Annotated in this window: 17 protein-coding genes; 12 read left to right on the plus strand and 5 right to left on the minus strand. The window is 74.0% G+C overall.

Features of this window, described 5'->3' with window-relative positions; translation table 11 throughout:
* The first annotated feature begins 212 nt into the window (after window positions 1-212).
* The 5 genes from AC067U_RS16220 (at window position 213) to AC067U_RS16240 (ending at window position 3,528) form a co-directional block, all read left to right on the plus strand.
* Window positions 213-860 (plus strand): HemK2/MTQ2 family protein methyltransferase, encoded by a 648-nt coding sequence (locus AC067U_RS16220; RefSeq protein WP_478830325.1) that lies wholly within the window; start codon window positions 213-215, stop codon window positions 858-860.
* A complete protein-coding gene (locus AC067U_RS16225; RefSeq protein WP_478830326.1) occupies window positions 844-1,083 on the plus strand; it encodes a CDGSH iron-sulfur domain-containing protein in 240 nt (79 codons plus the stop codon). Before AC067U_RS16220 ends, AC067U_RS16225 begins: the two co-directional genes overlap by 17 nt.
* Complete coding sequence (locus AC067U_RS16230; RefSeq protein ID WP_478830327.1) at window positions 1,080-2,165, plus strand: iron-containing redox enzyme family protein; 1,086 nt, start codon at window positions 1,080-1,082, stop codon at window positions 2,163-2,165. The genes AC067U_RS16225 and AC067U_RS16230 overlap by 4 nt, the downstream gene beginning before the upstream one ends.
* Window positions 2,166-2,328: 163 nt before the next feature.
* The gene (locus AC067U_RS16235; protein WP_478830328.1) at window positions 2,329-2,739 is read left to right on the plus strand and encodes a hypothetical protein; all 411 of its coding nucleotides are present in this window, start codon (window positions 2,329-2,331) and stop codon (window positions 2,737-2,739) included.
* An 81-nt stretch (window positions 2,740-2,820) separates the two neighbouring features.
* On the plus strand, window positions 2,821-3,528 hold the full coding sequence (locus tag AC067U_RS16240) for a DUF6766 family protein (RefSeq protein ID WP_478830329.1): 708 nt from the start codon (window positions 2,821-2,823) through the stop codon (window positions 3,526-3,528).
* Window positions 3,529-3,543: 15 nt separating this feature from the next.
* Here AC067U_RS16240 and AC067U_RS16245 read toward each other — a convergent pair whose 3' ends face one another.
* Window positions 3,544-4,239 (minus strand): UdgX family uracil-DNA binding protein, encoded by a 696-nt coding sequence (locus tag AC067U_RS16245; RefSeq protein ID WP_478830330.1) that lies wholly within the window; start codon window positions 4,237-4,239, stop codon window positions 3,544-3,546.
* Between the two features lie 126 nt (window positions 4,240-4,365).
* Window positions 4,366-4,785 (minus strand): MarR family winged helix-turn-helix transcriptional regulator, encoded by a 420-nt coding sequence (locus AC067U_RS16250; protein WP_478830331.1) that lies wholly within the window; start codon window positions 4,783-4,785, stop codon window positions 4,366-4,368.
* A gap of 159 nt (window positions 4,786-4,944) precedes the next feature.
* On the opposite strand from AC067U_RS16250, the gene AC067U_RS16255 reads away from it, so the two are divergent.
* The 6 genes from AC067U_RS16255 to AC067U_RS16280 all read left to right on the plus strand — a co-directional run bounded on the left by AC067U_RS16255 (window position 4,945) and on the right by AC067U_RS16280 (window position 9,767).
* Window positions 4,945-5,439: a DUF6153 family protein gene (locus tag AC067U_RS16255; RefSeq protein ID WP_478830332.1), complete on the plus strand. Its 495-nt coding sequence runs from the start codon at window positions 4,945-4,947 to the stop codon at window positions 5,437-5,439.
* A 133-nt stretch (window positions 5,440-5,572) separates the two neighbouring features.
* Complete coding sequence (locus tag AC067U_RS16260) at window positions 5,573-6,247, plus strand: DUF305 domain-containing protein (protein ID WP_478830333.1); 675 nt, start codon at window positions 5,573-5,575, stop codon at window positions 6,245-6,247.
* A gap of 179 nt (window positions 6,248-6,426) precedes the next feature.
* Window positions 6,427-7,776 (plus strand): MFS transporter, encoded by a 1,350-nt coding sequence (locus AC067U_RS16265; RefSeq protein WP_478830334.1) that lies wholly within the window; start codon window positions 6,427-6,429, stop codon window positions 7,774-7,776.
* 2 nt (window positions 7,777-7,778) lie between these two features.
* The gene (locus tag AC067U_RS16270; protein ID WP_478830335.1) at window positions 7,779-8,609 is read left to right on the plus strand and encodes an SDR family NAD(P)-dependent oxidoreductase; all 831 of its coding nucleotides are present in this window, start codon (window positions 7,779-7,781) and stop codon (window positions 8,607-8,609) included.
* 234 nt (window positions 8,610-8,843) lie between these two features.
* A complete protein-coding gene (locus AC067U_RS16275) occupies window positions 8,844-9,434 on the plus strand; it encodes a DUF5709 domain-containing protein (protein ID WP_478830336.1) in 591 nt (196 codons plus the stop codon).
* A gap of 96 nt (window positions 9,435-9,530) precedes the next feature.
* A complete protein-coding gene (locus tag AC067U_RS16280) occupies window positions 9,531-9,767 on the plus strand; it encodes a hypothetical protein (RefSeq protein WP_478830337.1) in 237 nt (78 codons plus the stop codon).
* Window positions 9,768-9,866: 99 nt separating this feature from the next.
* On the opposite strand, the gene AC067U_RS16285 is transcribed toward AC067U_RS16280, so the two are convergent.
* From AC067U_RS16285 to AC067U_RS16295, 3 genes are all read right to left on the minus strand, one after another.
* Window positions 9,867-10,673, minus strand: coding sequence for a class I SAM-dependent methyltransferase (locus AC067U_RS16285; RefSeq protein ID WP_478830338.1), 807 nt, complete (start codon window positions 10,671-10,673; stop codon window positions 9,867-9,869).
* A gap of 234 nt (window positions 10,674-10,907) precedes the next feature.
* Window positions 10,908-11,579, minus strand: a complete 672-nt coding sequence (locus AC067U_RS16290; protein ID WP_478830339.1) for an NADPH-dependent F420 reductase — start codon at window positions 11,577-11,579, stop codon at window positions 10,908-10,910.
* A 21-nt stretch (window positions 11,580-11,600) separates the two neighbouring features.
* Window positions 11,601-12,032: a VOC family protein gene (locus tag AC067U_RS16295; RefSeq protein ID WP_478830340.1), complete on the minus strand. Its 432-nt coding sequence runs from the start codon at window positions 12,030-12,032 to the stop codon at window positions 11,601-11,603.
* A 247-nt stretch (window positions 12,033-12,279) separates the two neighbouring features.
* On the opposite strand from AC067U_RS16295, the gene AC067U_RS16300 reads away from it, so the two are divergent.
* Window positions 12,280-13,518, plus strand: a complete 1,239-nt coding sequence (locus tag AC067U_RS16300) for a serine hydrolase domain-containing protein (protein ID WP_478830341.1) — start codon at window positions 12,280-12,282, stop codon at window positions 13,516-13,518.
* Window positions 13,519-13,528: the final 10 nt, after the last annotated feature.

Consider the following 13,528-nt stretch of genomic DNA (forward strand, 5'->3'; position numbering starts at 1 on the left):
GTTTCCGTCCTGTGGGACGTCCCGGAACCGCCCACGCGACCGCGTCCGTTTCCCCGGCGCCTTCCCCGCCCCGGGGGCCGGAAACGGACGTGCAGCCTGATCTCCCACGGCACCCGATCCGGATCTCCGGTACCGGGCTCGACCGGGGCCACCCGCACGTCAAACCCGGGCGGCGTGGCATGGCCTCCGCCTGCCGGGGCACGCGCAGTCACATGACCACCCTGTCCCTGTTGCCCGGCGTGTACCGGCCGAGGGCCGACACCCGGCTCCTGGCCGATGCGCTGGCCGAGGAAGCGATCACTCCCGGCACCGCCGTGCTGGAGATCGGCACCGGCAGCGGTGTACTGGCCCTGCTGGCGGCGCGCCGCGGCGCGGCGGTGACCGCCGTGGACATCTCCCGGCAGGCGGTGCTCACCGCGCGGATGAACGCCCGGCGCAGCCGCCTGCCGCTGTCCGTGGAACAGGCCGACGCCGCCACCTGCGCCCCGGGCCGCCACTTCGACCTGGTCATCAGCAACCCGCCCTACGTACCCGCCCCTCACCCCCGCGGCACTGGCGAGGCATTGGCCTGGGACGCCGGCCCCGACGGACGGGAGGTCATCGACGGCCTCTGCCGGCGTGCCGCCGGCTGGCTCGGGTCGGGCGGGGTCCTGCTGCTGGTGCACTCCGCTCTGTGCGGTGCCGCCACCACCGTGGCCCGCCTGCGCGAGCAGGGCCTGACCGCGCGCGTCGTGCGGCGGGCCGACATCCCCTGGGGCCCCGTCCTGTCGGCCAGGCGGTCCTGGCTGTACCGCCAGGGCCTGGCCCCCGCGTCCGCAACCAGGGAGAAACTGGTGGTGATCCGTGCCGAACGCCCCTGACCGCCAACCGGCCGAGCAGCCCCCGGCGGGCCCGCAGGCTCCCGCCCGGCGCGTCCTGATCGACCCCCAGGGTCCGGTCCTGGTAGAAGGACCCGTCGAAGTCGTCGCGCCTGACGGTACGACCGCGCGCAGCGACCGCTTCATGGTGGCGCTCTGCACCTGCCGCCGCAGCCGCACCTACCCGTGGTGCGACACAAGCCATCGGCGCAGGGAGCGATCGTGACGGCGACAGCGGCAACCACCGCCGGCACCGCCACGACCTCCCTGCCGCCGTGGCACGCCGAGTCCCGCGGCCCGTTGAGCTCCGCCCTCACCGCCGCCCTGCTCGCCGCCAGCGACGCACCGGACCGCGTACGCACCGCGGCCGCGGCGGACAGGGACCGCACCGACCCTTGGGGAGACGACCTCCACCTGGCCCTCTACCTCCTCTACGAACTGCACTACCAGGGCCTGCCCGAGGTACCCGACGCCCTCGAATGGGACCCGGACCTGCTGCGTTTCCGCGCCCGGCTGGAACAGGTCTTCCTCGCCGAGCTCCACCGCGCCCTGCCCGGTCCGCGCACCGTCGCGGAGGTCTTCGCCCCGCTGCTGCGCGAGCCCGCCGACCCGACCGGCAGCGTCAGCGCCTATCTCGCCGCTCACGGAAGCCTGGAGCAGGTCCGTGAGTACGCCGCACTGCGCTCGCTCTACCACCTCAAGGAAGCCGATCCGCACGCCTGGGCCATCCCCCGGCTGACCGGCCGGGCCAAGGCCGCGTTCGTGGCCGTCGAGTACGACGAGTTCGGTGCCGGCCACCCCGAGGCGATCCACGCCCGGCTGTTCGCCGACCTGATGGCCGACCTCGGACTGGACCCCGGCTACGGCTGCTACCTCGGCCACGCCCCCGGAGCCGCCCTGGCCACGGTCAACCTGATGTCCCTGTTCGGGCTGCACAGGGCCTGGCGCGGCGCCCTCGCCGGACACTTCGCCTGCGTCGAGACCACGTCACCGCCCGGCGCCAGACGCATGGTCAAGGCGCTCACGGCCCGCGGAGCCGGCCCGGCCGCCGTTCGCTTCTACGCCGAGCACGTCACCGCCGACGCCGTCCACGAGCAGATCGCCCGGCGCGAGATCATCGGCGGGCTTCTGGAGGAGGAGCCGCAGCTGGAGGCCCAGGTGGCCTTCGGCTGCGAGGCCATGCTCCTGCTGGAGGACCGCCTCTCCGACCACATCCTCACCGCCTGGCGGCAGGGGAGGAGCGCGCTGCGGCGACCGCTTCCGCGGACGCCGGCCGCATACCGCCCGGCCGGGGGCGCGCGCCACTGAGGCGCCGCGGGCCCGGCCGATGACCGCCGGCGCAGGACCCACCGGCGGACAACGCACCGGCAGGTGATCGGAGGCGCAAGCGGTCCGATCAGGGGAGGGGCAGTGCGTGGCGGCACGGACCCCGGCCGGGGGTCCCGCAGGATGGCCGCGGAAGGCGGTGTCGATGGGCGCGAGAGTGCCGGGCAGAGGAGCGCTGTGGCTGGTGCTGGCCGTGTGGCTGGTCGCCTGCGGTGCTCCGGCTTCCGTGCGGGACCAGGCCGCGCGGGCGGCGGCCGGGTTCAGCCGGGCCCTCGCCGCGGGTGACCATTCCGCGGCCTGCGCGCTGCTCGCCCCCGACACCCGCGAGGAACTGGAGCAGAACGCCCGGCAGGGCTGCCCGCGGGCCTTGGCGGAGGAGGGGCTGCAGCCGGCCGGCCCGGTGCGGGGCGCGGAGGTGTACGGGCGGCAGGCCCAGGTCCTGATGGCGCGGGACACCCTGTTCCTGTCCCGGTTCGACGGCGGGTGGAAGGTGGTCGCGGCGGGTTGCCGGCCCGACCCCGGCAACCCGTACCGGTGCACGCTGAAGGGGGCATGAGATGCGGGTGATGTTCGTCGGCTGTCTGACCGTGGTGCTCTGCGGGCTCGTGTTCTTCACCTGGGCCGGGCTGGCTCACCGGTGAGTGTCGGCGGCGGAGCCGGCGGGACGGAGCGCCCGGGGTTCCTGCGGGAGAACGGGCTCACCCTGGCCTTCGGCGCGGGCTTCGCGGTGGTCCTGGCGGCCCAGGCGGTGGCCGGGCACGCGGAGTTCAACGAGACGCTCGCCGTCGACGGGATGCAGCGGATCGGCCTGGGGGAGTATCTGTTGTCCTCGGACTTCGCCGTCGACGTGACCGAGAACTGGCAGTCCGAGTTCCTCCAGTTCTTCCTGTACGTCTTCGGGACGGTGTGGCTGCTCCAACGCGGCTCCCCGGAATCCAAGGTGATGCACAAGGCGGGACCGGAGTCGGACGAGGACCAGCGGGTGGGTGACCACGCGAGAGCCGACTCCCCCCGCTGGGCCGGCACCAAGGACTGGCGCCAGGCCGTGTACGGCCGCTCGCTCGGGATCGTGATGGCCGGCCTCTTCCTGCTGTCCTGGCTGGCCCAGTCGATCGCCGGCGTGGCCGCCTACGACGGGCAGCGGCTGAGGCAGCTCCAGGCGCCGGTCAGCTGGGCCTCGTACCTCTGCTCCGCCGACTTCTGGAACCGCTCCCTGCAGAACTGGCAGTCCGAGCTGCTCGCCGTGGCGGCCATGGCGATCCTGTCGGTCTACCTTCGGCAGCGCGGCTCCCCGGAGTCCAAGCCGGTCGGAGCCCCGCACCACACCACAGGAGTGGAGGGCTGACCGTCCGGCGCGTGCTCAGGACCCCAGCGCGCCCGCGGCCTTCCGTAGATCGGCTACGAGACCTTGGTAGGCGGACTCGCGGTCCGTCGAGCGCAGGACGGCCGACGGATGGATCGTGGCGAGGCCCAGTCCGTGCGCCGGCCCGCCGTCCCCCCGTGCGGGCAGCGGCACCACGAGGCCGCGCCGTTCGCCGACCCGGAAGGCCGGTCCCCACAGGGCCTTGCCCGCCGTCGCGCCGAGGGCCACCACCAGCTCCGGGTCCACCAGACGCAGCTCCGCTTCGAGCCAGGGGCGGCACGCGGACAGCTCGCGCAGGCTGGGCTGCTTGTGGATCCGCCGCTTCCCTTCCCCCGTCGCTCGTACGTACTTGAAGTGCTTGACCGCATTGGTCACATAAGCGGGCTCCTCCGCCAGCCCCGCGTCCGCCAGCGCCCGGTGTAGCAGCCGTCCGGCCGGGCCGACGAAGGGCGCGCCCTGTCGGTCCTCCTGGTCACCGGGCTGCTCGCCGACCAGCATCAGCCGGGCCGCGGCGTCCCCCGCCCCGAAGACCGTGCCCGTCGTACCCTCGTACAGCGGGCAGCCACGACATCCGGCAGCGGCCCGCCGGTGCGCCTCGAGTCCGCCACGGCGTGGCAGGAACGGGCCGGCGTCGTACGGGGTGGCCTCAGCCGCCCCGGTAGCGGTCTGTCCTTCACGGCCTTCCGCGCACATGCTCCGGCTCCTTGGGGTCGGATACCCCCATGGGCGTCTGCGCCGTCGACGCCGTTTCAAACGCCGTGCGCCGGCAACGGCCCCACGGTGACGGCTCCGCCGGGCGCGTGCGTGTCATGCGCGGCGTCATTCGGAGGCGCGGGGCGCCGATTCGAGATTGCGGGTTATGCGCTCCAGCACGAGGACCGCCGTGCGGTATTCCTCCGTGGTGATGCCGCTGGTGGACAGTGAGCGGAACGCTTCGACGCGTTCCTCGACCTTCGCCATGCGCCGGCGGCCGTCGGGCGTGAGGGCGAGCCCGTCCGGGCCGGGGCGGCTCGCCCAGCCGTCGGCGAGGAGGGTGTCGACGGCGGCGCGCAGGGTGGCGGGGGTGGCGTTGGCGGCGAGGGTGGACAGGACGTCCGCGTCCGTCGCCCCCTCCGTCCTCCGGATGACGTTGAGGGCCTGCCAGGCGACTCTGGTGAGTCCGAACTCGCCGAGCATGCCGTCCATGTAGCCCGTGAGGGCCTTGTCGGTGCGGTTGAGCCAGTAGCCGATGGGCTTCATGCCGGTACCCCCGATAGCGTTTCCCTGTGTTGCGCATTTGCTGCGTCACGCAGAAGAATACCCCAGGATTCCCTGCGTCACACAGGGAATTTCTCCAGGGATTTCCTCCGGCGGCCGGCCCGCGAGTCCACCGGGGGAGCGGGGCCGTACGATGTGCGCATGATCTCCGCCGCGCCGCCGTCGAGCCGCCGCAACGCCGGGTACGGCCTTGCGCTGCTCGTGCTGGCGGTGCTGGCCGGAGTCCTGGGCATGCACGGCCTCGCGCCGGGGGCGGCGTTCGCGGGCCCCCCGACGGCCTCCGGGGCCGTCGGTCACGGCACCGGAACGGCCGCCGGCCCCGGCAGCGGCGCCGGCGGTCACCATGCCGGTGGCCGACACGCGAACGGACACCACGCCGGCGGCCCGGCCGCGGCCGTGACCCGCGCGGCGGCCGGGGACTGCTCCCACATGGCTGGCGGTACGGGCCACGCGGGCGGCCACGCCGACGCGATGTGCACCGCCGCCGGTGTCGTCACCCCGTACGCGCCCCCGGCCCCGGCCCCGGCGCTCACCACCGGGCCCGCCCCCGCGCTGTTCCCCTCCGGAGCGGCCGGAGCCCCCGCGAGCGGACGCGCACCGCCCGACCTCGCCGAACTGCAGCTCCTGCGGATATAGGACCGCCCGCACGGCACCCCCCCGCCCCGGCATGGCCGGCGGCTGTGCCGGGGCAGGGGTGCCGCGCTCCGGCACGTCCTCGTTCGTACCGTTGCGTGCCCGTCCGGGCCGCGCACCAAGGAGTAGCACCGTCATGAGCAACCAGCGTTCTCTCGTCCGCCGCACCACCGCCGTCATCGCCGCGGCCGGGGCCGCCCTCGTCCTGGCCGCCTGCGGGTCGGAGGACGGCGGCCCGGCCGCACACGGCGGCCACGCCGCGCAGTCGCCCGCCGCGTCCGCCCCGGCGTCCCCGTCCGCCCCGGCTTCGGCCAAGCCCGCCCAGGGACAGCACAACGCCGCCGACGTGGCCTTCGCCCAGGGGATGATCCCCCACCACCGGCAGGCCGTGGAGATGGCCGACCTCGCCCCCACCCGGGCCCAGTCGGCCGAGGTGAAGAAGCTCGCCGAGGAGATCAAGAAGGCCCAGGACCCGGAGATCAAGACCCTCGGCGGCTGGCTGACCGCCTGGGGCGAGCAGGTGCCCGCCGCGGGCGCCGCGGACCACTCCGGACACGGCGGGACCGGTGCGGCGGGCGGCGGCGGAATGATGACCGCCCAGGAAATGGCCGCGCTGAAGGGTTCCACCGGCAAGGCGTTCGACACCGCCTTCATGGAGTTGATGATCAAGCACCACGAGGGTGCGGTCACGATGGCCAGGACGGAGAAGACCGACGGGTCCTACCCGGAGGCCAAGACCATGGCGGACGCCATCATCACCTCGCAGAGCGCCGAGATCACCCGGATGAACGCCCTGCTCGGCAAGGGCTGACCCGCCCGGGCGGGCGGGGAGCGGCGGACCACCCGCCGCATCCCGCCCGCCCATGGCTCCGACCCCACCGCCGACCCCACCGCCGACCCCACCGCCGGCCCGCGGCCGCCCGCTCCGCCCCCTTTCCGAACGGCCCAGCACCGCGCGCCACCGCACCGGGCGCTCCGTAGCGTGGCGCTGTGGAAACAGCCGAGGCACCCTCACCCGCCGCCTGGCGGAACCTGGTCGTGGCCACCACCGGATTCACGCTCACCTTCTGGGCCTGGAACCTGATCTCCCCGCTGGGCAGCGACTACCACGACCGGCTCGACCTGACCTCGGTCCAGCAGTCGCTGCTGGTCGCGGTCCCCGTCCTGGTCGGATCGCTCGGCCGGGTCCCGGTCGGCGCACTCACCGACCGGTACGGGGCCAGGCTGATGTTCCCCCTGGTGTCCGCGCTGACCGTGGTGCCGGTGGTGCTGCTGATCCCGGCCCGGAACTCGTACGCCGCGACCCTCGCGGTCGGGTTCCTGCTCGGCCTGGCCGGCACGACCTTCGCCATCGGCGTGCCGCTGGTCAACTCCTGGTTCCCGCCCGCCCGGCGCGGCTTCGCCCTCGGCGTGTTCGGCATGGGCATGGGCGGCGTGGCGCTGTCCGGCTACTTCACCCCGCGGATCGCGCGGCACGGCGAGGCCCTGCCGTACGTGGTGGTGGCGGTCGCGCTGGCCGCGTACGCCCTGCTCGCGGTGCTGCTGATCAGGGACCGGCCCGGCCGGCCGCTGCCGACCGCCTCGCTGGGGCAGCGGCTCGCGAGCGCCGGCCGGCTTCGGGTGACCTGGGAACTTTCCGCCCTCTACGCCATCGGCTTCGGCGGGATCGTCGCCTTCGGGGTGTACCTGCCGACGTACCTGAAGACCTGGTACGGGCTGTCGCCCACCGACGCGGGCACCAAGGCCGCCGGGTTCGCCGTGCTGACCGTGATCGCCCGGCCGTTCGGCGGCTGGCTGGCCGACCGGGTGCACCCGGCGGTGGTCACCTCCGGGGCGCTCGGTTTCGTGGCCCTCCTCGCCATCGTCCAGGCCTTCGACCCGGCGCTGGACCCGGTCGGCACGCTCTGCCTGCTGGGTGTCGCGGCCGGGCTCGGCACCGCCAGCGGCAGCGTGTTCGCCCTGGTGTCCCAGGTGACGCCGCAGCCGCAGGTCGGCAGCGTCACCGGCATCGTCGGCGCGGTCGGCGGCCTGGGCTGGTTCGTGCCGCCCCTGGTCATGGGCGCCGTGTACGCGTCCGAGGACTCGTACTCGATCGGCTTCATGCTGCTGTCGGACCTGGCCCTGGCCGGCTGCGTGTACGCGTACGGGCGGATGCGTACCGTACGGCCGAGCGGGACCGTGACAGCGGTGGACACGCCCCCGGACGGTACGGCCGGGGGCGTGCCCGCGGGCGGTGTCGCGGCGGTAGCCGCAACTCCCGGGCGCGCAGGGCGCACGTCCGACCCGGTACCCGAGCTGAGGAGCCCGGGGGAGCCGGGCCGCCGAGGCGGCAAGGAATGACCATGCGCACCTCTGACCGGGCCGGCACCCTCCGGCCGCTGGCCATCGTGACCGGAGCCTCCAGCGGGATCGGTCTGGAACTGGCCCGGGAGCTCGCCGTCCACGGCCACGACCTCGTCCTGGCGGCCGAGGACGACGCCCTCTACGAGGCCGCCGACCGGATCCGCCGTCACGGCACCCACATCCTCGCCGTCCGGGCCGACCTGGCCACGGAAGCCGGGGTCGAGGAGGTGTACGACGCCGCGTACGAGACCGTCCTGGTCCGCGACACCCCGGTCGCGGTGGCCGTGCTCAACGCCGGGATCGGGCACGCCGGAGCGTTCCTGGAGGCCGAACCGGCCGAGCACGCCCGCGTCATCGACCTCAATCTCTCCTCGACCGTGTACCTGGCCCGGCTGCTGCTGCCGGCCATGGTCGAGCGGGGCCGGGGCCGGATGCTGGTCACCAGCTCCGCCACCGCCGACCTGCCCGGCCCGTTCCACGCCGTGCACAACGCCTCCCAGGCCTTCCTGAAGTCCTTCGCGCTCGGCCTGGACCGCGAGCTCGAGGGCACCGGAGTCACCGTCACCGCGCTGCTGCCCGGGCTCACGGACACCCGCTTCTTCGTCCGGGCCGGCCTGCTGGACACCCGCCTCGGGCGGTCCCGCAAGACCGACCCGGCCCTCGTGGCCCGCCAGGCCTGTGCCGCCCTCCTCGCCGACCGCCCGCGGGCCCTGGTGGGACCGCGGCGCGCCCGGATCAAGGCCCGGGCCCTCGGCCTGCTTCCGGTACGCCTCCGGGCGGGGGTGCACCGGTGGTGGGCCGAGCCGGGAGGCGGTCAGCGGGGCCTGTGAGGGTGGCCGGGGGAACGCCCCGGAGGTGTGTCCCGTCCGGATTCCTCCGCAGCGAGGTGCGGTACCGGGCGGAGCGGGTCACGCTGATCAGTAAGAGGTGGCTCCACGGCCCGGCACCACAGCCCGGCACCACAGTCCGAACCGGAAGAACAGCAGCCACGCCGTTCCGATCCGCCCGGACCAGGCGTGAACCTCCGCTCCGAGATGAGCGGGAACCCGAAAGGAGGCAGCCCGATGAGCGAGGTCGAAGCCCAGGGCGACGACGTCTACCAGCCGCAGGCGGAGGCCGAACGGGCGGAGTCGCAGCCGGACATGGAGAACGCCCTCGGTGAGCCGGGCCTCGACGAGACCATGGACACCGGCTATTCGCCGCCCGACCGGCCGCTGGCCGTGGCCCGCTACGGCACCACGGCCGCGGAACAGCGGGCCGGGGAGACCCTCGAACAGCGGCTCGCCCAGGAGGAACCCGAACAGGACCCGCGTGACCCCTCCGAGCGCGGCAACACCGCGGCGCCCGAGGCCCCGGCGGACACCGACCTCGAAGCGGCGGACCTCTCGGACTCGGACCGCGAGCCGGGCGGCCGCCGGGACGGCGAGGAGGTCTCCGACGAGGACGTCACCCGCGACCCCTTCGGCGACAGCCCGACGGCGGGCCGCCTCCGGGCGGGCCGGCTGACCGCGGCCGACGAGTCGGACCCCTCCCGGCACATCTCCGTGCTGGCCCATGACACGGGGATCGACGGGGGCGCGGCATCGGCGGAGGAAGCGGCGGTCCACGTGATCGAGGACTGGCAGATCGGTCCCGCCGGAGCGTCCGAGGACTGACCGGGCAGCGAGGGCACAACACGAGTAACCGGCAGCAACTGCCGGAGCGCGCCCGGTGAACAGGGCCGGAGTCAACACGAGTAACAGGAGGTCGCCATGGAGGACCAGGGCGGTGCCGGCGGCGTGCCGCTGCACCACGGCGGAAGCGAAGAGGAACGGCGCCGACCGCACGTGACCGGGTCCGGCACGGGCCGGTCCCGGAGTGCACCGGACGGGAAGGAGCGGCTCACCCGGGCCGCGGACACGGACGAGGCGAGCCGCCTGGACCGTCCGGAGCGACGGGAGGACGAGCGCAGCGGCGAGACCCGGTGGCGGAGCCCCCAGGACGACTGACTGACCGGTCTGGGCGCTCTGGACGGGTCGGGAACGGTCGGTCCCGGCCAACCGGCAACCGGCTCCCGCGGGCAGGACGCGGCCGCGACGGCCCGCCCGTCAGGACCGGGCCGACCGCGGCGCCCGCGCCCGTACGGCCGCCACACCGAGCGGGAACGACAGATGGCCCGGCTCGCGCATCGCGGACAGGGCGCCGGAGACGTCCGTGTCCGTCAGGGCGCCGGTCTCCAGCAGGCGCGGCCCGAGGGCGGTCAGGGTGAGGGACCACCACGTGCCCATCGGCGATCCGGGGCGCACCGCGGGCAGTGTGACCTCAACGGATATGTCCTCGTAGCCCAGCCGGTGGAGCACCTCGGGAGCGCGCAGGCCCCACTCCGCTTCCATGCCGTACGACCCGGCGAGGAGCGCGCAGGACTCCTCCACGGACCGGCGGACCGGGTCGCCCTCGGGCAGCCGGGCGGCGGGGAAGTGGACGATCTCCTCCAGCAGGAGCGTCCCGCCGGGAGCCAGCCAGTCGCGCATCCGCTCCACCACGCGCTCCCGCTGCGGGAGGTGCATCAGCACGCAGCGGGCGTGGATCAGGTCGAAGGAACCGCCGGGGAAGTGGTCCTCGACCACGTCGTGGCGGAGCACGCGGACACCCGCCGGCAGGTCCGCCGACAGGTGGGCGGTGTCGAGGTCGGTGGCGGTGACCTGCCCCCGGGGACAGAGCGCGGCGAGCCGGCCCGCGATCGTACCGTTGCCGGCGCCGACCTCCAGGACCCGCGCGTCCGGGTCCGGGCCGACCGCCTCCAGTCGGCGGAGGGTGTCGGGGTCCAGGGCGGCGGCCAGTGCACCCAGCCGCGCCGCCTCGTCGGGGTTGGTGCGGCCGAGTTCGTCGGCGTAGTGGCTGTCGGCGGTCGGCACGTGGCAACTCCTGGTCCGGACGGGTGAGTAAGGCGCAATCCGACGTTACGCCCTGTCCCGCCCGGATCCTTTCAGCAAGGGCTCGACTCCGGTCTTCTTCCGAATCGTTCAAGCCAATTCGGTCCGGGGTCCGAGGCGTGACCGTGCTCCCCTTCTCCCTTCCCTTCCCTTCCTGCTCTTGTTCCCCCTCTCTCCCCTCTCTCCCCTCCCCTTCCTTCTCTCCCTCTCGCCCCCTCAGCCGCGGAAGGCGTCCCGCCGCCCCGGGGAGGCTGCGGCCAGTGCGCGGGTGACCTCGGTGATGCCGGCGCGCAGGCCGTAGACGGGGGTACCGGGCTGCTGCCGCCAGGACTCGTCCAGACCGCCCGCGTCGACGGTGTCGAAGCCGAGTTCGTCGATCAGAGCCCGCACCTTCTTCTTCGCCGCCGGGTCGTCGCCGGCCACCGGCAGGGCCATCCGGTCCGGGGCGCCCGGCGGGAGCGGCCGGTCCAGGAGGTCCTGGGCGAAGGTGCCGTTGAACGCCTTGACCACCGGATGGCCGACCTGCCGCTCCGTCCAGCGGCTCTCGGTCAGGCCCTCGTCCTCGATCCCCGGGATCCGGCCGTCCCTTTCCCGTGGGTAGTAGTTGCCGGTGTCGATGACGGCGAACCCGTCCGCGGCGCCGTCGAACAGCCCTTCCGGCAGGTACGGAACGCCCCGCAGCGGAACGGCCACCACGACCACCGACGCACCGTGCGCCGCCTCCGAGGCGGGCACGGCGGTGGCCCCGGTCTCCTCCGCGAGCGCCTTGAGCGTCTCCGGGCCACGGGAGTTGGCCACGGCCACCTCGTGGCCGAGGGCGCACAGCCGCCGGGTCAGATTGCCGCCGATGTTGCCCGCGCCGATGATGCCGATCTTCATGAAGTCCACAGCCTCTCCGTCAGCGTTCCGTCAGCGTTCCGTCAGCTCCGAGGGAGCTTCCTGGACGACCCACCCGTTGCCGTCGGGGTCCTCGAAGGTGAGGAACGAGTTCCACGTGCCGCCCTTCCCGTCCTCCCATCCCTTCTCACCGACGTGCCGGACGGGGGAGACGTCCACGCCCCGGCCGGTCAGTTCCGCGTGCGCCGCCTCGATGTCGGTGACACAGAGCTGCGGGCCGTGCAGCGTGCCCGGCGCCATCTGCCGCGTGCCCGGCGCCGGGGGCATCCCCTGGAGCAGGGCGACGGAGCAGCGTGAGCCGGGCGGCGTCAGCTGGATGATGCGCACTCCGGGGGCGACCTCGTCGTCGAGGTCGACGGTGAAGCCGACCTGGTCGGCGTAGAAGGACTTCGCCCGGTCCAGGTCGGAGACGGGGACCGGGATGACTTCAAGCGTCCAGTTCATACGGTCCACCGTCGCCCACCGCCCGCTCCGCGCGCAGGCGAATCGCCGCGATTCCCCACCGACGACGTATGTGTGGACGGCCTGGTCAGTGTGGACGGTGGTGACGGTGCGTACGGCAGGCCCCCCTCGTGGCCGGAACCGGCTCAACCATCCCGAGCACGCTCAACCCGCCGCCATCCCCCCGGGTCATCCCCCGCGAACCGGGCCGGCACCGGCCGCCCCGGCAGCACAGGAGGGGGATCCACCCATGACAGGTCGTACGGCACACACCCACACCCGCATCCGTACCCGTACCCGCACCCACACCCGTACCCGCACTGCCCTGGCACTCACCGCGGCAGCCGCGCTCGCGGCCACCGGGCTCACCGCACTCACCGGCACCGCGTACGCCGCCACCCCGGACGGCGGCGGCCACCGCGCCACCCAGCGCGCCCTGGAGGAGGAGGTCCGGTCCGGCGCCCCCGGCGCCCTCGCGGTGGCCCGGCGCGGAGACCGCACCTGGGCCGGCGCCGCCGGTCTGGGCGACCTCCGCACCGGGGAGAAGCGGACCCCCGAGGACCGCTTCCGGGCGGGTTCCATCACCAAGACCTTCGTCGCGACCGTCCTGCTCCAGCTGGAGGCGGAGGGCCGCCTCGACCTCGACGACCCGGTGGAGCGCTGGCTCCCGGGCCTCGTCCGCGGCCAGGGACACGACGGCCGTACGGTCACCCTCCGCCGGCTGCTCAACCACACCAGCGGGATCTTCAACTACACGGAGGACGAGGAGTTCGGCCGGCAGCTCCTCGGCCGCGGATTCCTCCGCCACCGCTATGACACCTGGCGGCCCGAGCAGCTCGTCGCCACGGCCATGAGGAACAAGCCGTACTTCACCCCCGGCACCGGCTGGCACTACTCGAACACCAACTACATCCTCGCCGGGCTCGTCATCGAGAAGGCCACCGGCCGCCCCTACGCCCGGGAGATCGAGCGGCGGATCCTCCGCCCGCTCCGTCTCGACGCCACCGAGTTCCCCGGAACGCGGACGGACATGCCCGAGCCCTCCGCCCGCGCCTACTCCAAACTGTCCGAGCCGGGCACGCCCCCCGACCCGGCCGCCCGCACCTACGACGTCACCCGCCTCAACCCCTCCTGGGGCGGAGCCGCCGGCGAGATCGTCACCGACGCCCGCGACCTGAACGACTTCTACCGGGCCCTGTTCTCCGGCCGCCTGCTCCCGCCCCGGCAGCTGCGGGCCATGACCGACACCGTCCCGGTCCCCGACATCCCCGGGGCCGGGTACGGGCTGGGCGTCATCCGCGCCAAGCTGTCCTGCGGCACGGAGGTGTGGGGCCACGACGGCGGGATCCACGGCTCCGGCTCCAGTGCCGTGACCACGCGCGACGGCCGCCGGCAGCTCGCCATGAACTTCAACGGGGACTGGTCCGGCGACCCGCGGAACGTGACCGAGGCCGAGTTCTGCGGCAGCCCGCGGAACCCCGGACGGTAGGCACCACCGC

Source organism: Streptomyces sp. NPDC043853, from assembly GCF_056436025.1.

Bases quoted from the DNA above. Each gene is read 5' to 3' on its own strand.
- AC067U_RS16220 (WP_478830325.1), top strand. From the start codon at position 213: ATGACCACCCTGTCCCTGTTGCCCGGCGTGTACCGGCCGAGGGCCGAC.
- AC067U_RS16235 (WP_478830328.1), top strand. From the start codon at position 2,329: ATGGGCGCGAGAGTGCCGGGCAGAGGAGCGCTGTGGCTGGTGCTGGCC.
- AC067U_RS16245 (WP_478830330.1), bottom strand. From the start codon at position 4,239: ATGTGCGCGGAAGGCCGTGAAGGACAGACCGCTACCGGGGCGGCTGAG.
- AC067U_RS16250 (WP_478830331.1), bottom strand. From the start codon at position 4,785: ATGAAGCCCATCGGCTACTGGCTCAACCGCACCGACAAGGCCCTCACG.
- AC067U_RS16255 (WP_478830332.1), top strand. From the start codon at position 4,945: ATGATCTCCGCCGCGCCGCCGTCGAGCCGCCGCAACGCCGGGTACGGC.
- AC067U_RS16260 (WP_478830333.1), top strand. From the start codon at position 5,573: ATGAGCAACCAGCGTTCTCTCGTCCGCCGCACCACCGCCGTCATCGCC.
- AC067U_RS16270 (WP_478830335.1), top strand. From the start codon at position 7,779: ATGCGCACCTCTGACCGGGCCGGCACCCTCCGGCCGCTGGCCATCGTG.
- AC067U_RS16275 (WP_478830336.1), top strand. From the start codon at position 8,844: ATGAGCGAGGTCGAAGCCCAGGGCGACGACGTCTACCAGCCGCAGGCG.
- AC067U_RS16280 (WP_478830337.1), top strand. From the start codon at position 9,531: ATGGAGGACCAGGGCGGTGCCGGCGGCGTGCCGCTGCACCACGGCGGA.
- AC067U_RS16295 (WP_478830340.1), bottom strand. From the start codon at position 12,032: ATGAACTGGACGCTTGAAGTCATCCCGGTCCCCGTCTCCGACCTGGAC.
- AC067U_RS16300 (WP_478830341.1), top strand. From the start codon at position 12,280: ATGACAGGTCGTACGGCACACACCCACACCCGCATCCGTACCCGTACC.